The following is a 23,940-nucleotide window of genomic DNA, read 5'->3' as shown; positions in this document are numbered from 1 at the left end:
CCGCACCGGCCGCTCAGCGCGCGGGGCATCACCCTTCTCGTGCGCCCCGGCGCACCTAGCCGACGATGTGCCAGTAGTAGACGGCTCCGCCCGGGTGATCCTCCGTTATCGCGGTGTCGACGCTGCGGAAGTCGGAGTCGAGGGTGTGACCGGCGAAGTACACCTGCGTGCCGCCGTCATCGTGGGTCACCTTCGTCACGATGCCCGTGTGGTCGCGATCGCCGGACTGGTCCCAGTCGAACTGCACGATGTCGCCGACGCTCACCTGGTCGCGCTGGGTGTCATCGAGGGGCGTCGCCAGATCGGGACGCGTCTCGAGCCAGTCGCGGAACGCCGTGGAACTGCGCCACGAATCGCTGGACTCGTAGACGTCACCGGCATGGAACCACTCGTCGTCCTGCTGCCAACCACGCGCTATGAGCGACTGACTGGCGAAGTTCACGCAGTCATTGTCTCCGAGTACCCCGTACTCGGCCTCGTTGTAGTCCTGCCAGTACTTCAGCGCGTAGTCGACCTGAGCCTGGACCGGGGCACTGAGCGCGGCGGCCGCCGGAGCAGCATCGCCCGCCGAGGTGTCCTGGACCGGAGCCGGGATCTGGGCGGACGTGGACGACTTCGGCGCGACGGCGGCCTCCCCCTCCGTCGCCGTGGGGCCTGAACATGCGGCGAGCACGGCGACCGAGGCGGCCGTCATCGCCACCGCGGCGATGGCACGCGAGAAGGTCGGGAGGGAGCGGAGCATGAGGGCACCATAACAATCCGACATCGGAGAACCCTATGAGAACGGCATCCTGCACCAGCCGACCTGAGGAATCCACACTTTCCCCGCTGGGGCCATTGTCCCCCGTCTGCAACCGGGTCTACGTTGAAGCCTGTGACCACCCCAGCGCAGACCCCGGCGTCGACGCCCCTCATGTCGCACCGACAGATCCTGTTCGTGATCTTCGGTCTCATGGCCGGCATGTTCCTCTCGGCCCTCGATCAGACCGTGGTCGGAACCGCGATCCGCACGATCGGCGACGACCTGCACGGCCTCAGTCAACAGGCGTGGGTCACGACCTCGTACCTCATCGTCTCGACGATCTCGACGCCGCTGTACGGCAAGCTGTCCGACATCTTCGGCCGGCGTCCGCTGTTCATCATCGCCATCGTCATCTTCATCATCGGCTCGATCCTGGCCACGTTCTCGACATCGATGGTCGAGTTGGCTGTCTTCCGGGCGATCCAGGGCCTCGGCGCCGGCGGCCTCATGTCGATGCCGCTCGCGATCATGGGCGACATGCTCGCTCCTCGGGAGCGAGCCAAGTACCAGGGCTACTTCCTCGCGGTGTTCGGAATCTCGAGTCTCATCGGCCCGCTCGTCGGCGGGCTCTTCGCCGGGGCGGACGAGATCCTCGGGATCGACGGATGGCGCTGGGTCTTCCTCATCAACGTGCCGATCGGCCTCATCGCGCTGGCCATCGTGCTGCGCTTCCTGCACCTGCCCAAGCCGGAGCGCTACTCGGTGCGCATCGACTGGTGGGGTGCCGCCACGGTCATCCTCGCCCTCGTCCCGCTGCTCCTCGTCGCAGAGGAGGGTCGAACCTGGGGGTGGGGCAGCCCCGGCGCGATCGCCTGCTACGTGATCGGCGGACTCGGCATCATCGCCTTCATCATCGTGGAGTCGATCATGAAGGACGACGCGCTGATCCCCCTGAAGCTGTTCCGCTCGTCGACGTTCTCGATGGCGACGGTCATCGGAGTCTTCGTCGGGTTCGGCATGTTCGGCGCCATGCTCACCCTCCCGCTCTACCTGCAGTTGGTGCTGGGCTCCAACCCGACCGAGAGCGGCTTCCAGATGCTCCCGATGATCCTGGGGCTCATGGTCTCCTCGATCGCCAGCGGGCAGATCATCGCCCGCACGGGACGGTACCGCCAGTTCCCCATCATCGGAACCGCCTTCCTCTCCGGCGGATTCTTCTACCTGACGTTCCTCCAGTACGACGATTCGTACTGGTTCATCGCCGGGGCGATGCTGCTGATCGGCCTCGGCCTCGGCCAGCTCATGCAGACCCTCACCATCGCCAGCCAGAACTCCGTGGGCCTGCGCGACATGGGTGTGGCCACAAGCTCGTCGACCTTCTTCCGCCAGATCGGCGGAACGCTGGGAACGGCCGTGCTGCTCTCGCTCATGTTCACGGTGCTGCCCTCGAACGTCGTCGGGTCGCTGTCCGATCAGGACACCCTGTCCGACGCCCTCGACGCCGCACTCGACCCGGCGGTTGCGGCCGCCCCCGAGAATGCCCAGATCATGGAGACGATCTACAGCCCCATCGTCGACCCCATCCAGGCGCAACTGCCCCCGGGCGTCGACCTGAGCGACGACGCCCAGCGAGCCCAGGTCGTGGCCCAGGTGGAGCCCACGATCCAGTCGAGTCTCGAGGGTGGTGACGGCTCGTCGTTCGGCAGCGGGACCCTCGACGACACGTCGTTCCTCAACGGAGCGGACCCACGCCTGTCCAGGCCGTTCCTCGAGGGCTTCAACGCCTCGGCGGTCACGGTGTACTGGGTCGCGCTGTTCGTCGTGCTGATCGCCTTCGTGCTGACGCTCTTCTTCAAGACCCCGCCGCTGCGGGCGAAGTCGGCTCTGCAGGAGGCTGCAGACAACCGCGCGGATGCCGAGGCACGCGCCGACGAGGAACTGCAGACCGACCTGCAGGCCCAGCGTGCGGCCGACCTCACCGGATCGCTCGTGGAGCCCGGGCCGCGCACCGGCTCGGTTCCGACGCAGAGACCGTAGGTCCGCGCGCCCCGGCGCGCTCGCGGCATCCGGGATCCCGCGGGGCCCGATGGGATCGCGGCGTCGGGATGCGGCCTCAGGGAACGGGCTTCGGGCCCTCTGGTCGCCCGCATCCATGTAACGAATCCATAACGTCGGGCGATCGTGAGAGCGCTCTCTTGACATCGTGGCACCGACCTGCCTAGCATCGGAACGCAATCGTGAGAGCGCTCTCACAGGGTAGTGAGAGAGCGCTCTCAGGCAACGCACCATTACAACTGTCCACGCACACAAGGGAGTGAACCGTGAAGCTTTCACGACGCACCACCGCTGTCGCCGCCGTCGCCGGTGTCGCAGCAATCGCCCTCCTCGCCACGGGATGTTCATCCTCCGGCGACTCGGGATCGGGCTCGTCCGACGAGAAGGTCGAACTGACCGTCACGACGTTCGGAACCATGGGACTCGACGACCTCTACAAGCAGTACGAGGACGAGAACCCGAACATCACCATCAAGGCCACCAACATCGACACCGGTGGAAACGCACTCACCGACTGGAAGACCAAGCAGGCAGCAGGCTCTGGTCTCCCCGACGTGCAGGCCGTCGAAGAGGGCTGGCTCGGCCAGGTGCAGGCTGTCTCCGACAGCTTCACCGACCTGACCGAGTACGGCGCCAACGACATCAAGGACCGCTGGGTCGACTGGAAGCTCAAGCAGGGCACCGACAAGGACGGCCGCATCATCGGCTACGGCACCGACATCGGCCCGGAGGGCCTCTGCTACAACAGCAAGCTGTTCGAGGCTGCCGGCCTTCCCGGCGACCGCGAGAGCGTCGCCAAGCTCTTCGGTGGCGAGAACGCCACCTGGGACGACTTCTTCAAGATCGGCGAGCAGTACAAGGCAGCCACGGGCAAGGCCTTCTACGACCAGAGCGGCTTCGTCTGGAACGCCATGGTCAACCAGCTCCCCGAGGGCTACTACTCCTCCGACGGAAAGATCGACGTCGAGGACAACGCCGACCTGAAGGCGCAGTGGGACAAGCTCGCCGGCGGCGCGGCTGCAGGCCTCTCCAGCGGCCAGGCCCAGTGGGACTGGGGTAAGGGCAAGGCCTTCACCGACGGTTCGTTCGCGACCTTCATGTGCCCGGGCTGGATGCTCGGTGTCGTCAAGGGTCAGGTCGAGTCCGCTGGCGGCGACGCCACGACCGGCTGGGACTTCGCGGATGTCTTCCCCGGCGGCCCCGCCAACTGGGGTGGAACCTTCCTGACCGTTCCCACCACGTCGAAGCACCCGAAGGAGGCCGCCGCACTGGCCGCCTACCTGACCGATGCCAAGTCCGCCGTCGCAGCCTTCCAGGCCGCGGGTACCTTCCCGTCGGTCATCGAGGCGCAGACCGACCCCGGCGTCACCGGCGAGAGCGACCTGACCAAGTTCTTCAACAACGCCCCCATCGGCGAGATCCTCGGATCCCGCGCCAAGGGCGTCGTGGCTCAGTACAAGGGCCCGAACGACTCGGTCATCCAGGAGCAGGTCTTCGGACCGGCCACGCAGTCCCTCGACAAGGGCACCTCGGGCGACGACGCATGGGATGAAGCCATCACCACGCTGAACAGCCTGGACCTCAAGTAAGTCTCACCAGCTCCACGGTGGCCCCCCGGAGACCCGTTTCCGGGGGGCCACATTCCTTGAGAGAGAACAGCATGACCACCACAGTCAGTCCCCCGGAGACGAGCAGCACCCCCGCTGCGAAGCGACCAGCCGCGTCCGGCACACCGAAGCCGCCGTTCCGGCATCGCGTGAGCCGATTCGACGCCAAGGTCTCGCCGTACCTCTACGTCGCGCCGTTCTTCATCCTCTTCGGACTGATCGGGCTGTTCCCGCTGGTCTACACCTTCGTGGTGTCGCTGAACGACTGGGACCTGCTGACGGGCCCCGGTGACTGGGTCGGCCTCCAGAACTACACCGACGAGCTCACAGACCCGTACTTCTGGAACTCGCTGTTCAACACCGTGAGCATCTTCCTGCTCTCCTGCATCCCCCAGCTCATCGCCGCCGTCTTCATCGCGGCCATCCTCGACCAGAACATCCGCTCCAAGACGTTCTGGCGCATGAGCGTCCTGATCCCCTACGTCGTCACCCCCGTGGCCGTCGCCATCATCTTCTCGAGCGCCTTCTCGGAGAAGTACGGCCTCATCAACAACATCCTCGAGGCCTTCAACCTCGACCCCGTCATGTGGAAGACCGAGGTCTTCCCGTCGCACCTCGCCATCGCCTCCATGGTCAACTGGCGCTGGACCGGGTACAACGCCCTCATCCTGCTGGCCGCCATGCAGTCGGTGCCCCGTGACATCCACGAATCGGCCGCCCTCGACGGGGCCGGGGCGTTCCGTCGCTTCTTCTCGATCACGCTGCCGAGCATCCGCCCCACCATGATCTTCGTGATCATCACGGCCACCATCGGCGGGCTGCAGATCTTCACGGAGCCGAAGCTGTTCAACCCGTCGAGCTCGGTGCTCGGCGGCCCGCACCGCGAGTACCAGACCACAGTGCTCTACCTGTGGGACATGGCATTCAACCGCAGCGACTTCGGCAAGGCCTCGGCCATCGCCTGGCTCCTCTTCATCATCATCGTGGCGTTCGGCCTGATGAACTTCCTGATCTCCCGACGCATCGCGTCGGTCGAGACCCGCACATCGAGAAGGCGCACCAGCCGCAGGCTCGAGGAACACAAAGCACAGAAGGCCGAGGGCACGCGCTCCCTGGTCGCAGCCGCCGGGGAGAAGCGCTCATGAGCACCACCACCGACCTGAAGAAGCCGACGACTCCGACGACGGATGCCGGCACTCCGAGCATCCCCGTGAAGCCGGCCAAGCCCGCCCGGGCCGGCCGCGGCCGCGATGTCGGCATCGACCGCCGCCCCGGGTTCCTCACCTACGGCCTGCTGATCGCCCTGTTCGTCGGCGGCGCCTACCCGCTGTGGTGGTCGTTCGTCGCCGGATCCAGCGACAGCTCCGTGCTCGCGCAGACCTGGCCGCCGCTGCTGCCCGGTGGGCAGTTCTGGGAGAACGTCGGCGCCGTGCTCGACACCGTGCCGTTCTGGCAGGCTCTCGCCAACAGCATCATCGTCTCGAGCGTCATCACGATCTCCGTGGTGTTCTTCTCGACCCTTGCCGGCTACTCCTTCGCGAAGCTCCGCTTCAAGGGCCGGGAGGGCCTGATGATCTTCGTCATCGCGACCCTCGCGGTGCCGACCCAGCTCGGCATCATCCCCCTCTTCATGCTCATGAAGGAGTTCGGCTGGACCGGCACCCTCGGTGCCGTCATCGTGCCGACGCTCGTGACGGCCTTCGGCGTGTTCTTCATGAGGCAGTACCTGGTGGACGTGATCCCCGACGAGCTCATCGAGGCCGCCCGCGTCGACGGCGCCACCATGTTCGGCACCTTCTGGCACGTCGGACTCCCGGCCGCCCGCCCCGCCATGGCCATCCTCGGTCTGTTCACCTTCATGACGGCGTGGACCGACTACCTCTGGCCGCTGCTGGTGTCTCCGCAGAACCCGACCCTGCAGGTGGCGCTGAGCCAGTTGCAGAGCGCGAAGTACGTCGACTACACCATCGTGCTCGCCGGCGCCGTCATGGCGACCATCCCCCTCCTCATCCTGTTCGTACTGGCCGGCAAGCAGCTGGTCTCGGGAATCATGGCTGGAGCGGTGAAGGGCTGATGGGAACCACACTGACTGAACGCACCTGGCCGACGGGCTTCCTCTGGGGCTCGGCCACGGCCGCGGCCCAGATCGAGGGCGCTGCGCACGAGGGCGGCAAGGAGGACTCCATCTGGGACGCCTACGCACGCGTTCCCGGCGCCGTCGCCAACGGCGACACCCCCGAGCAGGCCGTCGACCACTACCACCGCATGCCGGCAGACGTCGCCCTCATGAAGGACCTCGGACTCGACTCGTACAGGTTCTCCACCAGCTGGGCGCGCGTCGTCCCGGGAGGGCGCGCCGTCAACCAGGAGGGCCTGGATTTCTACAGTTCCCTCGTCGACGAGCTGATCGGCCAGGGGATCCTGCCCTGGCTCACCCTCTACCACTGGGACCTCCCCCAGGCGCTGCAGGAGAAGGGCGGCTGGGCGAACCGCGACACGGCGTACAGGTTCGTCGAGTACGCCGAGGCCGTCTACGGCGCCCTCGGCGACAGGGTGACGCACTGGACCACGTTCAACGAGCCGCTGTGCTCCTCGCTGATCGGCTACGTCGCCGGTGAGCACGCCCCAGGGCTCACCGATCCCGACGCCGGCCTCGCGGCCCTGCACCACCAGCACCTCGCTCACGGCCTGGCCGCCGCGAGGCTGCGCGAGCTGGCCGCCCGCGACGGTCGCGAGCTGCAGATCGGCATCACCCTCAACCTCACCAACGCGGTGCCGAACGACCCGTCCGACCCCGTGGACCTCGAGGCGGCCCGCCGCATCGACGGGCTGTGGAACCGGATGTACATCGAGCCCCTGCTGCTCGGCGAGTACCCGACCGACGTCATCGACGACCTGAGGGACTACGACTTCCTGCAGTACGTGCAGGACGGCGACCTCGCCGTGATCAGCACGCCGATCGACTTCCTCGGCGTGAACCACTACCACGACGACAACGTGTCTGGGCATCCGGCGGCACCGGATGCCGAGCCCGGCCTGGTACCCACCGAGAAGCCCGGTCGCTCGCCGTTCGTGGGCAGCGAGTACGTCACCTTCCCGACGCGTCACCTGCCGCGCACGGCGATGGGCTGGGAGGTGAACCCCGACGGACTCCGCACCCTGCTGCTGCGCCTCGGCCGGGAGTACCCGACGCTGCCTCCGCTCTACATCACCGAGAACGGCGCCTCCTACGACGACGAGCTCGTCGACGGCACAGTGAACGACACCGAACGCTGGGCCTACATCGACGCCCACGTGGCTGCAGTGGGCGACGCCATCGACGCAGGCGCCGACGTGCGCGGCTACTTCGTGTGGTCCCTGCTCGACAACTACGAGTGGGCGTGGGGCTACAACAAGCGCTTCGGCATCGTGCACGTCGACTACGACACTCTCGTGCGCACGCCCAAGTTCTCGGCGACCCGGTACGCATCCGTCATCGCGGCGTCGAAGGCGACCGCCTGATCGGCACTATCGTGGGAGCCAGTTCGAACATGGGGAGCGATCGAGTGGCAGAGAAGCTGCGTACGGGCGCCGTGCCGACGCTCGAGATGGTCGCGGCGCACGCCGGGGTCTCGCGTGCCACGGTGTCGCGTGTGGTCAACGGGTCGCCCAAGGTCACTCCCGACGTCGCCGAGGTCGTGCAACGCGCCATCGAAGCGCTGAACTACGTTCCGAACCGGGCTGCGCGATCTCTGGCGAGCCGCAAGACCCAGGCGATCGCGCTGATCGTGCCGGAGTCGGCGGCCCGCGTCTTCGCCGACCCGTTCTTCGCCTCGGTGGTACAGGGAATCGCCCTGCACCTGGCCGACACCGACTACACGCTCAACATGATCATCGAGTCGGAGTCGCAGGCCGGCAAGACCCGGCGCTACCTCCTCGGCGGCAACGTCGACGGCGCTCTCGTGGTCTCGCACCACACGGGCGACCACGCTTACGCCCTGCTGAGTCGCACCCTTCCGGTGGTCTTCGGCGGGCGGCCGCTGAGCGACACCGAGAGCGACAACTACTTCATCGACGTCGACAACCAGCACGGTGCCGAGACGGCGGTGGCCCACCTGGTCGCATCCGGTCGCACGAAGATCGCCACCATCGCCGGACCCCAGGACATGCCGCCCGGCGTCGATCGCCTGGCCGGCTGGCGCGAGGTGCTCGGGGAGCACGGCATGGACACCGAGCTGTTCGAGGTCGGCGACTTCTCGCCGGCGTCGGGCGCCACGGCGATGAAGCGCCTGCTGGCGCGTGACTCGACCATCGACGGGGTGTTCGCCGCCAACGACCAGATGGCCATCGGCGCCTACTCCGCCATCCGCGAGGCCGGACTGCGGATTCCGGAGGACATCGCGGTGATCGGCTTCGACGACGACATCTACGGAGCCACGGCCTCCCCCGCCCTCACCACGGTGCACCAGCCGTCGGTCGAGATGGGGCGCGAGATGGCCCGCGTGCTCGTGAAGCTCATCGAGGGCGAGCCGGTCGACACCGTGACGAAGCTCAAGACCTCACTGGTGGTGCGAGAGTCCGCTTAGGACTGTCGTCGGCCTTCAGCCGCCGGTTGGCGCGAACTGGCTCACCGTGAACAGGGCGCCGTGCGGGTCGCGGATCAGGGCCTCGCGGGTCCACGGGCCCTCATCGCTGGAGAGCACGGTACCGCCGGCCGACTCCGCCAGGGCGGCCGCGGCATCCCGATCCTCCACCGTGAACCGCACCTCCCAGCGCGCCGGCGCCTCGCCCTGCTCGATGCCGGCGACGACGTCGGCGAACCCCGGAGGAGCGAAGGCCTGGCGCTCTCGGATGTCGGGATCGATCGTGTTCGCCAGGTGATCGCCGTAGCCGGGGAGGCGCACCATTCCGGCTCCGAGGTCGGCGTCGACCTGCCAGCCGAACACATCCGTGTAGAAGCCGATGGCGCTCTCGGGCCGCGGCGTGATGAGCACGCTGAAGTTCCAGGTGCCCGGCTCGTTCACGAGCTGCGCCCCCAGCCGCCTGCGTGCCTGCCAGACCCGGAAAACGGCCCCGTCCGGATCCGCGAACTCGGCCCAGCGGCCGCCTGGGCCGGCGTCGACCGGGCTGGTGCGCACGGCGCCGCCGGCGACGATGACGGCCTCGACGGCGGTGTCGGCGCTGCGGGCGGCGATGTAGCTGTGCCAGACCGCCGAGTCGAGGTCGTCGGTCGGTGAGATGGCCGCGACGTCGTGGCCGTCGAGGGTGGCGACCAGGTAGGCGCCGGGAGCTCCCGGCGGGACGGCGTCGTGGAACCGCCAGCCGAACAGGGTGCCATAGAACTCCATGGCGTCATACGGATGCGGCGTCGAGACGTCGATCCAGCTGGGAACGCCGGGCGGGTACTCCCGGGCATCGTTCACGATCACCATCGTCGGCTCCCTCCGTCGTGCGCCCGGGTCGGCCTACTCGATCGCCTTCTGCGCCGGCCCCGACTTGAGCGCGGCGAGGCGCGCCTCGACCTCGGTCAGCTCGCCGAGGTCTTCGAGGCTCTCGAACTGCGCGTCGAGGCTGGACGCCGCGAGCTCCTGCTGGCCGCGCACCTTGGCCTCCTCGCGCCGGATCTTGTCCTCGAAGCGGCTGATCTCGCTCGTGGGGTCGAGGATGTCGACGCTCTTGATGGCGTCGTTCACCTGGGACTGGGCCTCGACGGTCTTCGACCTGGCGATGAGCTCGTCGCGCTTCGAGGAGAGCTGGTTGAGCTTCTCGCGCATCTTGCCGAGGCCGTCCTTGAGCTGGTCGACGACGGCGGTCTGCGAGGCGATCATCGGCTCGGCGCCCTTCGCCTCGTTCTCGGACTGCAGCTGGCGGCCGAGGGCGACGCGGGCGAGGGCGTCGAACTTGTCGGCATCCGTCGCGTTGCCGGATCCACGCAGTTCGTCGGCCTTGCGGCTCGCGGCGAGCGCCTTGCGGCCCCAGTCGTCTGCCGCGGCGACGTCTTCGCGGTGGTCCTCCTCGAGCATGCGCAGGTTGCCGATGGTCTGGGCGACGGCGCTCTCGGCCTCGCCGATGCTCGCCGTGTAGTCGCGCACCATCTGGTCGAGCATCTTCTGCGGATCCTCGGCCTGGTCGAGCAGCGCGTTGATGTTCGCCTTCGCGAGCTGGGTGATGCGGCCGATGATGGACTGCTTTGCCATGGTGTTCCCTCTCTCGTACTGCTGATTGATGCTGCTGCGTCGTTGCCTGATGTGTCTGTGTGCCGTGCCTTCGCTCCCGGATGCCGCTGCCGGACGGCGCGGCTAGAACCTGCCGCCGGATCCGCCGCCGCCGAAGCCGCCCCCGCCGCCGAATCCTCCGCCGAAGCCGCCGCCCCCGAAGCCTCCGCCGCCGCCACCTCCGCCGAAGATGCTGCCGGAGTTGCCGCCTCCACCGCCACCACCGCCGGTGAGCAGTCCGCCGAGGATGCCGCCGATGATGGCGCCGGTCAGGGCATCGCCGCCGCTGGAGCGGCCGCGTCCGCCGCCTCCGCCGAAGCCCCCACCGCCCCAGGAGTCGTTGTCGTAGCCAGAGACGTCGTTCTGGGCGATCTGGATGGCGCTGGCCGCCAGCGCCTGAGCGCGCTGCGCCTGGTCGAGTGCCTGCACCGGGTCGCCGGGGCCGATCGCCCGCGATGAGTCGAACAGTCGCTGCGCCTCGGACAGCCGCTGGCGGGCATCGGAGCCCACGGCGCCGCGGCGGGTGGCTATGAAGTCCGACGCCGCTTGGATCTGCGACTGGGCCGTGGCCTGGGCCCGCCCGAGGAGGGCGACGGCGCGCTCACGCTGCACCTTCTCCTCCCGCGACGGGGCCAGAGCCGCGTCGAGTTCGGCCTCGACGCCCTGCAGGCGGCGCACCAGCGCGAGCGGGTCGGATCGCCCTCCTGAGGACTGCCGTGCCGTGGCGAGTACCTGTTCGGCTGCCGCGATGGGCGCCGCGAGGGCCGCCTCGCCCAGGCGTTCGGTCACGGCGGTGCGGCGAGCCTCGGCGAGGTCGCTCTCGACGTCGGCGATCTCCTTCTCGACGGCTGCAGTCGCCTCCTCCAGGCTCTTCGCCACTCCGTCGACGGCGTCGAGCAACTGGGCGGCCTGGCCGATGCTCTGCTGCGCTGCCCGCACCGGAACCGCGACGCTCGGGCGATGTCCGCCCTCGGTCGGCGGGGCCGACAGGGTCGCAGCAGCGGCACCAGCGGTCTCCGTCGCGAAGGCGAGAAGCTGTCGCGCCTGGGCCGCATTGCCCGAGAGGGTCGACATCGTCTCACCCTCGAAGCGGGTGTGCAGCTGCGCTATGTGCGCCTCGGCCGCGGCCAGACGACCGTTGAGCTTCTCGGCATCCGTCGTCACGGTTCCGAGAACCGCGACGGCGTTGTCGTCGAGGGCGCGCAGCGCGTCGAACTCGTCGGAGCGGGCGTCGAGGCCCGCGATGGCCTGCTCGGCGAGACTCGTGATCTCGGCAGTCATGGCCGCGCGCTCGGCGTCGCTCTCGGGGAAGGCGTCATCGAGCTTCTGCTTCACGGCGAAGGCCTGGCGGGCCGAGGCGTTCGCGCTGGCGAGGGCGTCGGTGAACGGCTTGACGGCCTCGTCGCCGAACTCGGCCGCTGCGAAGCCGACCTCCTGCTCGCTGGTCTTGAGGGCATCGTCGAGTTGCACCAGCAGGCTGCCGGCGCGTTGCTCGAGCGCCGCGCGGTCCTGAGCGGCCTTAGCCCGGGCGAGAGCGGCCCGGCGACGCCGGCGGATGACAGTGAACAGCACGATGACGAGGGCGATCACTCCGACGACGAGGAAGCCCCAGAGCAGTACGGCCCCTCCGCCCGATTCCGACTGGCCTGAGGTGTCGCCGGCGCCCGTACCGGTCCCGCCACCGCCGAGCTCGCCGTTGGAGGCTGCACGGATGCCGTCGGTCGCACCGATCGCCGCCCCTGCCCAGTCGTCCTGGGCGAGGCTGGGCAGGATGTACTCCTCGGCGATCTGCTCGGAGTCGGCCTGCAGCGGCGACTCGTCGGAGAAGGACAACTGGTAGAGCCTGTCGTCGACGGCCACGGCGAGCACGATGTTGGAGGCGCCGAGCTGATTGCTGTCGCGCACCTCCTGCACCCACGCCTCGCGGTCGCTCGGGTTCTCGAAGGTGTTGACGTAGGCGACCAGAAGCGACTGGCCGGTGTCGGCCTGCAGCTGGTCGATGGCCGTCTGCACGGCATCGGTGTCCGAGCCGAGCACGCCGGCCGTGTCGACGATGTCGCTGGAACCGAAGTCGACGGGCGAGTCCGCCAGGGCCGGCGACGCCGCTGCTCCGACCGCGATGGCGAACCCGATCGCTCCGGTAGCGAGAGCTGCGAGCCCACGGCGAACGGCGTTCCTGCCTGTCGTCACGCGGGTGTCCTCCTCGTCGGGCCATCCGTCATCGGAGGCGCCTTGCCGTTCGTCTCTACGCTATCGGCCGCACCCATCCGTTGACGAGGCATCCAGCGACCTCTCGGCTAGCGCCCGGACTGCGCTGCCCTGAGCCGCTCGTCCGCTATTCGAAGACGACGCCGGCGACAGGCGCGAAGCGGGTGCGCATGATGGCGACGGCATCCGGGGACTCGTCGATCAGGGTGAAGCGGCGACCCAGCGCGGCAGCGACGGCACCCGTCGTGCCCGAGCCCGCGAAGAAGTCGAGCACGGCGTCGCCCGGGCGGCTCGAGGCCTGGATGATGCGCCGCAGGATGCCCTCTGGCTTCTGCGTCGGGTACCCGGTCTTCTCCCGACCAGTCGGCGAGACGATGGTGTGCCACCACACGTCGGTGGGCAGCTTGCCGAGCTCGGCCTTCTCGGGGGTGACGAGCCCCGGCGCCATGTACGGCTCGCGGTCGACGGCGGTCGAGTCGAACCAGTAGCCCTTGGGATCTTTCACGTAGACGAGGATCGTGTCGTGCTTGGTCGGCCAGCGCTTCTTGGACTTGGCGCCGTAGTCGTAGGCCCAGATGAGCTCGTTGAGGAAGCACTCGCGGCCGAACAGGGCGTCGAGCATGACCTTGGCGTAGTGCGCCTCGCGGTAGTCGAGGTGCAGGTAGAGCGTGCCGTCGTCGGCGAGCAGGCGCCAGGCCTCGATGAGGCGCGGCTCGAGGAAGCCCCAGTAGTCCTCGAAATGGTCGTCGTAGCTGTAGAGATCGCCGCGGATGCGCTGGTACTGCCGGCCCTTGAAGCCCGAGATCACTCCGGGGGCGCGCTGGGGGGCGGCGGCGGTGTCGGATGCGTCGGCCTGGTCGGTTCGCACGTGCGTCGTGCTCTGCCGGGCCTGCGGGCGTCCGGTGTTGAACGGTGGGTCGAGGTAGATCAGCGTGAAGGAGCCGTCGGCCAGCGTGGGGAGCACGCTGAGGTTGTCGGCGTGGATGACCCTGCCGACGGATGGCTCGGGCGTCGCGGCATCCGTGTCGGGCATTCCCTCATTGTGTCAGCAGTGTGCGGTCGCGCCTGCTGACGCGGCGATGCCGGTGGCTCGCTGCCGGCGGCACCCGCTCGCCACCTGTGGCCGCTGCCGGCCGCGCCCGTCGGTCTCGCTCGCCTGTTGTGGCCGCTGGGATGACAGCCGGGCGACCGTAGGTGGCGAGCCGGCACGCGGATGGAGCTAGAGGTCGAGGCGGATGCGGCCGTCGAACCGGGTTGTCGGGTCGTCGGCCTCGTTCGTCTCGAGGATGCCCTTGTCGTCATCGTCGGCGACGGGAGAGGGAGCCGGGAGCACGCTCTCCCTCTCGCGCTGCACCTCGATCTCGTGCCGGTGCGGGGCGAACACCTCGTCGACCACCCCGAGCGCACCGCCGCCGGCAGTGCCACGGCCGGTCTTGTTGCTGAAGTCGACCCAGCCCTTGTGCGAGGCGAGCACGATGAACGCGACGAGCACCACGAGGGCGACGGGGATCCACCAAGTCATGCACCCAGCCTAGAAGACGGCTCCGGCGCTTCGGACGCGGGCTTCGCCCCGGGCCCCAATGACCGGCAGCCTCACGGCACGCGGTTGAGCCACTCCGGGGTCGCGAACTTCGACTCGACGAGGGCCTCGGCCGCTGCGTACTCGTCGTCGGTGATGTCGCCGGGAACCGCATCCGTCAGCGCAGCGAAGGTCTTCTCGAGCTGCTCGATGATGACGGCGCGCTCGACCCCAGCCTGGCGCCTGAGCGGATCGACACGTTTGGCGGCGCTGGCGATGCCCTTGTCGCTGAGCTTCTCGCGCCCGATGCGCAGCACCTGGGTCATGATCTCGCCGTCCATGTCGTAGCTCATGGTGACGTGGTGCAGGATGCCGCCGTTGCCGAGGCGCTTCTGCGCAGCACCGCCGATCTTGCCGGTGGGGCTGGTGATGTCGTTGAGCGGCTGGTAGCTCGCGTCGACGCCGAGGGCGCGGAGGGCGTCGATGACCCAGGCGTCGAGGAAGGCATACGAATCGGCGAAGGTCATTCCCTGCACCAGGTCGGCGGGCACGTAGAGGGAGTAGGTGACGACGGAGCCCTTCTCCATCATCATCGCGCCACCGCCCGAGATGCGGCGCACGACGTCGTAGCCGAACTTCGCCGCGCCATCAGGATCGACCTCGTTCTTCACCGACTGGAAGCTGCCGATGACGACGGCCGACTCGTCCCACTCCCAGATGCGCAGTGTGGGCTGGCGACGTCCGGCGCCCACCTCGGTGGCCAACACCTCGTCGAGGGCGAGGTGCATCGCAGGGCTCACGGCCTTGGCGTGGACGATCTCCCACTGGTAGTCGCGCCAGCTCGTCGCCTTCTTCAGGGCGCGACGGATGGCGACGGCCACGCCCTCGGCCGAGAAGCCGAGCATGACGGTTCCCGCCGGGAGCGCCGCGGTGATGGCGCGGGCTATCGCGGTGGCGTCGGCTTCGGCGGAGAGTCCGTTGACGGCGGCGTCGATCGCACCGAGCGCCTCGTCGGGCTCGAGGAAGAAGTCGCCGGCGAGCCTGAAACCTGTGATGACATCGTCGACGACCTCGAAGTCGACGACGACGAGCTTGCCCTGGGGAACCTTGTACTCACCGTGCATGCGTCCAGCCTAGGACGCCGCGACCGCTCACCCCGGGGCGCCCCCTCCCCGCTGCCGTGCACGTTTACAGGATGAGGGCGAGGATGCGGCTCCCCCAGCCGTCATCCTCGCCCTCATCCTGTGAACCGGTGCCTCGTCGCGCTCAGTCCGAGGCGCAGGCCCTCCCGTTCAGCGTGAACAGCCACGGCTCCACCCGCTGCTTCGCGTTGGAGCCGACGAAGGCGACGGGCACCGAGGCGCCGGCCTTGATCTTCGCCGTGAGGGAGGAGTTCTTCACCGTGACGGCATCCGCCGCCTGCGTGACCTTGCCCCCCACGAGCTTCACGACCTTCTCGGACCCGGCGAAGTTCCACTTCAGGGTCCAGCCGTTGATCGGGGTGGTGCCGGTGTTCTTGATGCGCAGCTCGGCTGCGAACACCCCGAACAGCGCCTTCGTGGCCGAGTACGAGACCTGGCAGCTCGTCGCCGGGAAGGCCGGCACTGCGTTGGCGATCAGTTCGCGAGCCTGCTGGGCGAACCACTGACCTGCCGCCGGATCCTCGATGCCGCGCACGGGATCGAGCGGGCCACCGGTGCCGCGGTAGCACTGGCCGTCGGACTCCCCCGGAACCTTGATCCACAGGTAGGCGTCGATGAGGGCGTTCCCGGTGTCGGTCGTCGGGCGAGCACCCGCTCCACGGTCGGGCGGGTTGCACCAGACCTCGGCGTCGCCCTCCCAGCCTGCCGGCGCAGCCCAGGGTCCGACGCCGTTGCGGCTGGTGTCGATGACGAAGTGCGCCTGGGCGGCGGGGTCGGGGGTGAGGCCGGTGTCGATGTACGCCTGGGCGTACTGGGCATCCGTCTTCCCCCAGGTCGAGAAGTCGTCGGGACTGGCCGGGTAGTACTGGCTGCCGCAGTAGCTCGGCTCGTACCAGCTGTTGACGCTCAGGTTGATGCAGTCGGAGACCCAGGTGCCGTACTTGGCGAGGCGCTCGGTCTGCACGTAATTGGAGGCGTTGAGGAAGAAGCCGTCGGCCTTCTCGACGCCGCCGGCGATGAGGCGCTGCGAGATGTCGCCGACCCCGAGCCAGCCGCTGTGCGTTCCGTCGAGGTAGACCGCGGTGTTGGGCAGGGCCGTGAGCACGTCGACGGCGTGGTTGACCTGCTCGAACCTGTCGGATGCCGCCGTGGCCGGGTCGAGGTCGGCCGGCTGGCACCACTCGAGGTTGCCGTTGATGTCGGTGTGCCACGGGATGATGCCGAGGCCGTCGGGCTCGAGGATGATCGCGGCCTTCGCGTCCCCGATGCCCGCCGCGACCCCGTCGACCCACGCCTCGTACGCGGCGGTGTCGAGGGCGCCGCCCGCGGAGTACTGGGCGCAGTCGCGGTAGGGCAGGTTGTAGACCACAACGGTCGGGACTGCTCCGGATGCCGCCGCCGCCGATGTCACCTCGTGCGCTGCGGCCTGCGCCTCGGCCGGCGTGCCCTTCGTGAGCCAGGTGGCCGATGGGAAGCTGCCGAGCAGTTGCGCATCCGTTCGAGCCTGACCCGACAGCCCTGCCGCAGCCTCGAGCGTCGTCGAGTGCGGGTCGACGTAGAGGGCGCTTCCCGGACCGAGCACGTCATTGGCTGCGGCGGCCGGGGCAGCGGTGAAACCCATCGTCGCGACGGCGGCGATGGCGATGATGGCTGCGGCCCGGAGCGGGCGGCGGCTGTGGTGCTTCGTCATGCTGAGAACTCCCGGGGGTCATCGTCGACCTCGGTCGACATCCTTGTGGACCGTGCAGGGTGGTGCGTCATGCGTGCGCCACCGCGTGGACCTGTCTGGTGAGAGCGCTCTCACGGATGCCGCGTCTCCAGAGTGCCGCACATCCGTGTCCCCCGTCAAGGGGTCAGGCTGGGCGGGCGCGCCTCCGCCGTGTGAAGGCACTCCCCGCTCGCCCTCCCGCCGAGTGAAGGCATCCGCCGCCCGCCCTCCCCGCGTGTGAAGGCACTCGCCGCTCGCCCTCCCGCCGTGTGAAGGCATCCGCCGCTCGCCCTCCCGCCGTGTGAAGGCATCCGCCGCTCCGGATGAAGGCGGGCACGACGAGAAGCCCGCAATCACGGGGATGCGCCTTCCGCATTGCCTTCACACGGCGGAGGTGGTGCCTTCACACGGCGGCGGCAGTGCCTTCACACGGCGGCAGCGGCGCCTTCATACGGCGGCGGCGCGGGGCGGGGCGCAGGCCTAGCCGACGTGCTCGTCGAGCCATGCCACGGTGTCGGCGATCACCTCGACGCGGTTGGTCTCGTTGAAGACCTCGTGACGGGCATCCGGATACACGATGAGCGTGACGTCGGTGAGGCCGGAGCGCCGGCGGTAGGCGTCGACGAGCTTGAGCGCGCTCCTCTCGCCGCCGACGGTGTCGTCACTTCCGACCTGGATGAGCAACGGGATGTCGGGCAGGTCGCGCGCCGGGCGCCCGAACAGGCGAGCGGCATCCACCAGCCCGAAGAGCTTCGCGAGGGGGACCGAGGTGGTGAGCGGGTCGTCGACGAAGGCCTGCTGCACGGCCGGATCGCGGCTGAGCCACTCCATGCCCGTCGTGCCGAGGTGCTTGTGCTTGCGATTGAGGTCGCCGCTGTCGAGGTAGCCCGGCATCCGGTAGGCCGTGCCCGTCAGCACCGCCGCCGCGTAGTCGTCGGCCGATGCGTTGAGGATGATCTGCGCCATGAAGGAGCCCCAGGAGTGGCCGAGCAGCACGATCGGCGATTCGGGGTTCTCCTCGCGGATGAGCTCGGTGAGCTGGTGCACGGCGGCGACGGCGGCCCGCAGGCCTCCGGGGCCGAGGTGGCCGAGCTTGGTGACGTCGCCACCGTGCTGCTCCATCCCGGTGCGGCCGTGGCCCCGGTGGTCGTCGGCGTAGACGGTGTACCCCGCCGCGTTGAGTGCCGCCGCGACGTGGGCGTAGCGCCCGGCGTGCTCGCCGACTCCGTGCACGAGCTGCACGACGGCCTTCGGTTGCTCGACCGCCCACACGTCGAAGTGGATGTGGATGCCGTAGCTGTCGGTGAAGGTACGGTCTTCGGCTCTCATGGGCTCAGGCTAGGGCACCCGTGACCACGAAGGGCGGCTACGCCTCGCGGGTGATCTCGACGCGCACGAAGAGCTTGGAGGCGCTGGGTCCGGCATAGACGCCGCGCAGGGGCGAGACATCCGAGTAGGAGCGGCCGCGACCGACGAGAACGTGACGATCCCCGATCTCGAGCTGGTTCGTGGGGTCGTAGCCCACCCAGTCGCCGCTGAACCATTCGACCCAGGCATGCGACTCGCCGATGACGGTCTCACCGATGGCTGCTCCGGGCTTCGGATGCAGGTAGCCCGAGACGTAGCGCGCCGGGATGCCGACGGACCGCAGGGCGCCGAGGGCGATGTGCGCGATGTCCTGGCAGACGCCCTTCCCCTGCTCCCACGACTCGCGGGCGGTGGAGCTCACCCGCGTGGATCCGGGGACGTACTCGATGCCGTCGCCGATGGCACGGCAGATCTCGAGGGCCGCGTCGTGGGGGTCCAGGCCGCGTGCCACGATCGCGGCGGCGAGCGCCGTCACGTCGTCGGGCGGGCGGGTGGCCTCGGTCTGCCGCAGCTGCTCGACGTAGACGCTCGCGGTCTCGCGGACGGCGTCGAGTTCGTCCCAGCCCAGGCGCGTACCCGTCGGCGTCACCGGCGCGACGTCGACGAGGCTGGTGGCGGTCACGGAGAGCTCGGTGTGCGGCGTGAGGACGTCGAAGGTGCTCACCCGCGTTCCCCAGTAGTCGATATAGGAGTGCTGGTGGGCGACCGGGTCGATGTGGAGCTCGCTCGAGAGCACGAACTGGCCGCTGCCGTGCCACGGAAGCATGCGTGCCTCGTTGTACGACGCGGTCGCAGCGCGTGCGTAGGAGAATCCGGTGCGGTGCACTATGCGCAGGCGGCTCATGAGTTCTCTCCGATCCAGACGGGTACAGCACTCGTCGGGAAGTATCGCTGTCTGATCGCCTCGCTCGCCGAAGCCGTCGCCACCTGGAACTCCTCCATGTGGCCGGGCAGATCCGAGATGATCTCGCTGATCGGCCGGAACTCGAGCTCCGCACGGATCTGGCCGAGCACCCGCTGCGCCTCCTCGCGCACGCCGAGGCGGCTGCTCGTGGGGTCGAGGGCCACGAGGTACTCCTCGGCCCGGCTGAGCGAGAACATCACCGAGCGCGGGAACAGGCGGTCAAGGAGCAGGAACTCGGCGGCGTTGCGGGCGGTCGGCATGCCACGATAGCTGCGCAGGTAGGCCTCGAAGGCCCCGCAGCTGCGGAGGATCGTGGTCCAGCTCGGCCCGCTCGCCTCGGTGAGGGAGCGGGTGGCCAGCAGCCGCGCCGTCATGTCGGCGCGCTCGATGGTGCGGCCGAGGGAGAAGAACAGCCAGGCGTCGTCGTGGCTGGTCGATGTCTCGGTCACCCCGATGGCGAGGGCCGTGCGTTCGCGCACCCAGCGGAAGAACTCGTGCGCCTTGTCGCCGGCCACGCGCCGCGGCATCCGGGCGTGCGTGGTGTTGAGGCATTCCCACAGCTCGGTCGAGATGATCTCTCGCGCCCGCCGGGCGTTCTCACGGGCCGAGCTGAGCGAGTAGGCGATCGAGGCGGAGTTGTCGCGGTCGACGGCCAGCAGCGCCAGCACGTCCTTGCGCGTGAGGTGCACCTCGGGGTCGGCCTCGCCGCCCATCAGCGCGATCAGCGAGCGGCAGGCCGTGTCCTCGTCGATCCACGGATCCTCGAGCAGGAGCTGCAGGTGCACGTCGAGGATGCGCGCCGTGCCGTCGGCCCGCTCGAGGTAGCGGCCGATCCAGAACAGCGACTCGGCGATGCGGCTCAGCATGCTGCGTCCTCGGGCGGAGAGGAGATGCGGGTGACGGATGCGGCGGGCGAGGTCGCTTCGGCGCGCTCGCTTCGCTCCCGTGCCTCTGCGAGCGGGGGTCCGGACTGCTGCTGCTGCTCCTGCTGCTGGCGCACCGAGCCGTTGTCCTGCGGGGACGTGGCCGCCGCCGGCATCGATTCGTAGATGACCGGGGCGCTGGGAAGAGCAGCCTGATCCGACACCAGGCTCGCGGCATCCGGTCCCGGAGGGGCTCCGATCCGACCCGTCACCCAGGTGTCCTTCGAGCCGCCGCCCTGCGAGGAGTTGACGACGAGCTGCCCCTCGGGAAGCGCGACCCGGGTGAGGCCGCCGGGCAGCACCCACACGTTCTCGCCGTCGTTGACGGCGAAGGGCCGCAGGTCGGCGTGGCGCGGCCGCATGCCGTCGTCGACGAGCGTGGGGATGGTGGAGAGCTGCACGACGGGCTGAGCGATCCAGCCGCGCGGGTCGGCGATCAACTGCGCGCGCAGGACGTCGAGCTCGGCCCGGCTCGCATCCGGTCCCACGACGAGTCCTTTGCCACCCGAGCCGTCGACGGGCTTCACGACGAGTTCATCGAGGCGGTCGAGGACCTCCTCGAGCGCTCCGGGATCCTCGAGGCGCCAGGTGTCGACGTTCGGGAGCACGGGCTCCTCCGACAAGTAGTAGCGGATGAGGTCGGGCACGTAGGTGTAGACCAGCTTGTCGTCGGCGACTCCGTTGCCCACGGCGTTGGCGATGGTGACGTTGCCGAGGCGGGCCGCCAACAGGATGCCGGGCGAGCCCAGCACGGAGTCCGGGTAGAACTGCTGCGGATCGATGAACTCGTCGTCGACCCGCCGGTAGATGACGTCGACGCGGGTGGGGCCCGACGTCGTGCGCATCCAGACCCGCCCGCCGGAGCAGAACAGGTCGCGTCCCTCGACGAGCTCGACTCCCATGAGCCGGGCGAGCAGGGTGTGCTCGAAGTACGCCGAGTTGTAGACGCCGGGGGTGAGCACCACGATGACGGGATCGTCGACCCCTTCCGGGGCGCTCGCGCGCAGGGCCGAGAGCAGGCGATTGGGGTAGTCGCCGACGGGGCGCACGTGCATCGAGCTGAACAGCTCGGGGAGCGTCTGCGCCATGACGCGGCGGTTGGAGATGACGTAGCTCACGCCGCTGGGCACGCGCACGTTGTCCTCGAGCACGCGCCAGGCGCCGTTCTCATCCCGGATCAGGTCGATTCCCGACACCTGGATGCGCACGCCGTTCGCCGCGACGATGCCGGCGGCCTGGCGGTGGAAGTGCGTGGAGGACGAGATGAGGGCGGCCGGGATGACGCCGTCGCGCACGGCCGCCTGAGCCCCATAGGCGTCGGCGAGGAAGGCCTCGAGCGCCCTGACCCGCTGCTGCACGCCCTTCTCGACGACGGTCCAGTCGGCGCCATCGATGACGCGCGGCACTGCATCCAGCGGGAACGGACGTTCCTCGCCCGCGAAGTCGAAGGTGACCCCCTGCGCGAGGTAGGAGCTGGCGAGCGAGTCGGTGCGACCGCGCAGCTCCTCCTGCGTCATCCGGGCCAGGGCCGAGTGGATGTCGGAGTAGGCCTCGCGGACCGATTCCCCGTCTCCGATGGCCGGGAACATCTCATCCCACGGCGACGCGCCCCGGCGCTTCATCGTCGCGGATCCGTAACCTTCGAACAGGTTCACCATGGGCCGAGCATTCCAGCGTGCGGTTACGGGCGTGTTTCCGACACGCGTCGCGGGCTCATTCCACACGGGATCGGGAGGGCGGCGGATGCCGCCGGCACGGACGCTCGTCAGCCGACGTTGAACCCGCCGTTGCTGTAGAGGACCTGTCCGTTCATCCAGGCTCCCTCTGCCGAGAAGAGGAACCGTACCAGGTCGGCGGTGTCGTCCGGCGTCCCCAGGCGGCCGGCCGGGGTGGCAGCGATCCCCGAGTCGCGGATCTCGTCGCTCATCCATCCCGTGTCGATCGGACCCGGGTTCACGACGTTCGCGCGCACTCCCCGATCGGCCAGCTCGACAGCGGCCGCGGTCACGATGCGGTCGAGGGCACCCTTGCTGGCACCGTACGGCAGGTTGTGCACGGTGTGGTCGCTGGTGAGGGCGACGATGCGGCCGCCGACCCATCCCGGATCGACGGATGCCGGCAGCTGCTCCGCGAAGGCCTTGATCAGCAGCCAGGTGGCCCGGGCGTTGACAGCGAAGTGGCGGTCCCAGCTCTCGAGATCCGTGGTCAGGATCGAGCTGTCGACCGACTCGCAGTGCGACATGACGAGTCCGGTCACCGGACCCAGCTGCCGGGCCTTCTCGAGCAGCCGGACCGGCGTGGCCGGGTCGGCGAGGTCGCCGGGGATGAGCTCGACGGAGACCCCGAGCGCCCGGCACTCGTCGGCGATGGCCTCGGGGTCATCGGGCGTGCGCTCGAGGTCGATGCGGTCGTCGTAGGGAGTCCAGTGGTTGAGGGCGAGATCCCACCCATCGCGCGCCAGGCCGACCGCGAGGCCGGCCCCGATCGAACGCCGTCGCCCGACTCCGGTGATGATGGCGACGCCACGCCTGTGCTCCTTGCTCATACTCGTACACGGTACAAGCCCCCTCCCCCGACGCTCCGAGGGTGTGAGGATGAGGAGATGGCCTCCATGCTCGCGTCCCGCTTCGCCACCTCGCTCACCGCGAAGCCGCATCCGTCGACGACTCCGCAGCTGATCGGGCGCATCGCGCTCGGCGCCGCCCTGCTGTTCGCCGGGATCAGTCACCTGACCTTCGCACGTCAGGACTTCCAGGCGCAGGTGCCCGACTGGGTGCCGGCCGACAAGGACTTCGTCGTGATCGCCAGCGGCATCGTCGAGATCACCCTCGGCGGCGCCCTGATCGTGCTGGGCCGCCGGCGCATCCCCGTCGGCTGGGTCGTCGCCGCGTTCTTCGTGGCCGTCTTCCCCGGCAACATCTCGCAGTACGTCACCAGAACGGATGCCTTCGGTCTCGACACCGACACGGCTCGCGGCATCCGGCTCGTGTTCCAGCCCCTGCTGGTGCTGTGGGCGCTGTGGTCGACAGGGGCGATCCGGGCGCTGCGGCGGAAGTAGCTGCGTCACGCTGGGAACGGTCGCGGAGGCCGCGCCCTCAGCGAACGACAATCACTTAGCAAGGCTAATGAGCTAGGCTAAGTAATATCATGACGATCCCCCAGCAGAGCTCACTCCTGCGGATGTCGACCTTCAGGCTCGCCCGGCGTCTTCGCGCCGAGAAGAGCGACGACTCCGTCTCCGACGCGCAGTTCGCCGTGCTCGCGACCCTCTCGATCCACGGTGCGCACACGCTGTCCGCCCTCGCCGAGCGCGAGCGCGTCTCGGCTCCGTCGATGAACCGCACCGTCAACTGCCTCGAGGAGGCCGGGCACCTGGCCCGCGCCGAGGACGCCGACGACAGGCGGAAGACGAACATCAGCCTCACGGCATCCGGCGCCGAACTCGTGAAGGCCACGGTCTCCAAGCGCGACGCCTGGCTCACGGCCCAGCTGCGCGAGCTCACGGTCGAGGAGCGCGACCTGCTCGCCCGCGCCGCCGAGCTCATGGGGAGGCTCGCCACCCAGTGAGTG

The 23,940-nt window shown here is 69.0% G+C and carries 21 protein-coding genes; 8 read left to right on the top strand and 13 right to left on the bottom strand.

Translation table 11 applies throughout. The features are described from left to right. Positions 1-55 precede the first annotated feature (55 nt). Positions 56-742, bottom strand: a complete 687-nt coding sequence (locus ASF30_RS16445; protein ID WP_055909156.1) for an amidase domain-containing protein — start codon at positions 740-742, stop codon at positions 56-58. A 171-nt stretch (positions 743-913) separates the two neighbouring features. On the opposite strand from ASF30_RS16445, the gene ASF30_RS16440 reads away from it, so the two are divergent. From ASF30_RS16440 to ASF30_RS16415, 6 genes are all read left to right on the top strand, one after another. Then, positions 914-2,779 carry an MDR family MFS transporter gene (locus tag ASF30_RS16440; protein ID WP_055910378.1) on the top strand — a complete coding sequence of 622 codons (1,866 nt, stop codon included), beginning with the start codon at positions 914-916 and terminating at the stop codon, positions 2,777-2,779. A gap of 284 nt (positions 2,780-3,063) precedes the next feature. After that, positions 3,064-4,386 carry an ABC transporter substrate-binding protein gene (locus tag ASF30_RS16435; protein ID WP_055909154.1) on the top strand — a complete coding sequence of 441 codons (1,323 nt, stop codon included), beginning with the start codon at positions 3,064-3,066 and terminating at the stop codon, positions 4,384-4,386. Positions 4,387-4,457: 71 nt separating this feature from the next. Continuing rightward, entirely contained in the window at positions 4,458-5,549 is a 1,092-nt protein-coding gene (locus ASF30_RS16430; protein WP_055909152.1) for a carbohydrate ABC transporter permease, read from the top strand. Continuing rightward, positions 5,546-6,478: a carbohydrate ABC transporter permease gene (locus tag ASF30_RS16425; protein WP_082467966.1), complete on the top strand. Its 933-nt coding sequence runs from the start codon at positions 5,546-5,548 to the stop codon at positions 6,476-6,478. The genes ASF30_RS16430 and ASF30_RS16425 overlap by 4 nt, the downstream gene beginning before the upstream one ends. Further along, positions 6,478-7,905 carry a glycoside hydrolase family 1 protein gene (locus ASF30_RS16420; RefSeq protein ID WP_055909150.1) on the top strand — a complete coding sequence of 476 codons (1,428 nt, stop codon included), beginning with the start codon at positions 6,478-6,480 and terminating at the stop codon, positions 7,903-7,905. The genes ASF30_RS16425 and ASF30_RS16420 overlap by 1 nt, the downstream gene beginning before the upstream one ends. A gap of 29 nt (positions 7,906-7,934) precedes the next feature. Further along, positions 7,935-8,969 carry a LacI family DNA-binding transcriptional regulator gene (locus ASF30_RS16415; protein WP_055909147.1) on the top strand — a complete coding sequence of 345 codons (1,035 nt, stop codon included), beginning with the start codon at positions 7,935-7,937 and terminating at the stop codon, positions 8,967-8,969. A 15-nt stretch (positions 8,970-8,984) separates the two neighbouring features. Here the strand turns inward: ASF30_RS16415 and ASF30_RS16410 are convergent, their stop codons facing one another. From ASF30_RS16410 to ASF30_RS16355, 12 genes are all read right to left on the bottom strand, one after another. Continuing rightward, complete coding sequence (locus ASF30_RS16410) at positions 8,985-9,815, bottom strand: VOC family protein (RefSeq protein ID WP_055909144.1); 831 nt, start codon at positions 9,813-9,815, stop codon at positions 8,985-8,987. A 33-nt stretch (positions 9,816-9,848) separates the two neighbouring features. Further along, a complete protein-coding gene (locus tag ASF30_RS16405; RefSeq protein WP_055909141.1) occupies positions 9,849-10,580 on the bottom strand; it encodes a PspA/IM30 family protein in 732 nt (243 codons plus the stop codon). Positions 10,581-10,682: 102 nt separating this feature from the next. Next, positions 10,683-12,788, bottom strand: coding sequence for a TPM domain-containing protein (locus ASF30_RS23490; protein WP_055909132.1), 2,106 nt, complete (start codon positions 12,786-12,788; stop codon positions 10,683-10,685). A 145-nt stretch (positions 12,789-12,933) separates the two neighbouring features. Further along, positions 12,934-13,839, bottom strand: a complete 906-nt coding sequence (locus ASF30_RS16395; protein ID WP_055909129.1) for a DNA-methyltransferase — start codon at positions 13,837-13,839, stop codon at positions 12,934-12,936. A gap of 186 nt (positions 13,840-14,025) precedes the next feature. Next, positions 14,026-14,328 (bottom strand): hypothetical protein, encoded by a 303-nt coding sequence (locus ASF30_RS16390; RefSeq protein WP_055909127.1) that lies wholly within the window; start codon positions 14,326-14,328, stop codon positions 14,026-14,028. 71 nt (positions 14,329-14,399) lie between these two features. Beyond that, a complete protein-coding gene (locus ASF30_RS16385; protein ID WP_055909124.1) occupies positions 14,400-15,449 on the bottom strand; it encodes a lipoate--protein ligase family protein in 1,050 nt (349 codons plus the stop codon). Positions 15,450-15,591: 142 nt separating this feature from the next. Then, the gene (locus tag ASF30_RS16380) at positions 15,592-17,157 is read right to left on the bottom strand and encodes a glycoside hydrolase family 6 protein (protein ID WP_055909121.1); all 1,566 of its coding nucleotides are present in this window, start codon (positions 17,155-17,157) and stop codon (positions 15,592-15,594) included. Positions 17,158-17,655: 498 nt separating this feature from the next. Next, positions 17,656-18,504: an alpha/beta fold hydrolase gene (locus ASF30_RS16375; protein ID WP_055909118.1), complete on the bottom strand. Its 849-nt coding sequence runs from the start codon at positions 18,502-18,504 to the stop codon at positions 17,656-17,658. A gap of 37 nt (positions 18,505-18,541) precedes the next feature. Next, positions 18,542-19,387 (bottom strand): transglutaminase family protein, encoded by an 846-nt coding sequence (locus tag ASF30_RS16370; RefSeq protein ID WP_055909115.1) that lies wholly within the window; start codon positions 19,385-19,387, stop codon positions 18,542-18,544. Further along, positions 19,384-20,313 (bottom strand): alpha-E domain-containing protein, encoded by a 930-nt coding sequence (locus ASF30_RS16365; protein ID WP_055909112.1) that lies wholly within the window; start codon positions 20,311-20,313, stop codon positions 19,384-19,386. The genes ASF30_RS16370 and ASF30_RS16365 overlap by 4 nt, the downstream gene beginning before the upstream one ends. Then, a complete protein-coding gene (locus ASF30_RS16360; protein ID WP_055909109.1) occupies positions 20,307-22,028 on the bottom strand; it encodes a circularly permuted type 2 ATP-grasp protein in 1,722 nt (573 codons plus the stop codon). Before ASF30_RS16360 ends, ASF30_RS16365 begins: the two co-directional genes overlap by 7 nt. Before the next feature lie 107 nt (positions 22,029-22,135). After that, complete coding sequence (locus ASF30_RS16355; RefSeq protein WP_055909104.1) at positions 22,136-22,915, bottom strand: SDR family oxidoreductase; 780 nt, start codon at positions 22,913-22,915, stop codon at positions 22,136-22,138. Positions 22,916-22,972: 57 nt separating this feature from the next. On the opposite strand from ASF30_RS16355, the gene ASF30_RS16350 reads away from it, so the two are divergent. Next, positions 22,973-23,428, top strand: a complete 456-nt coding sequence (locus ASF30_RS16350; RefSeq protein ID WP_442914976.1) for a DoxX family protein — start codon at positions 22,973-22,975, stop codon at positions 23,426-23,428. Between the two features lie 89 nt (positions 23,429-23,517). Continuing rightward, positions 23,518-23,937: a MarR family winged helix-turn-helix transcriptional regulator gene (locus ASF30_RS16345; protein ID WP_055909101.1), complete on the top strand. Its 420-nt coding sequence runs from the start codon at positions 23,518-23,520 to the stop codon at positions 23,935-23,937. Positions 23,938-23,940: the final 3 nt, after the last annotated feature.

Source organism: Leifsonia sp. Leaf264 (assembly GCF_001422325.1).
GTDB lineage: Bacteria > Actinomycetota > Actinomycetes > Actinomycetales > Microbacteriaceae > Orlajensenia.
Note: the sequence above shows the minus strand (reverse complement) of the source record. Positions and strands in the feature narration are given on the sequence as shown.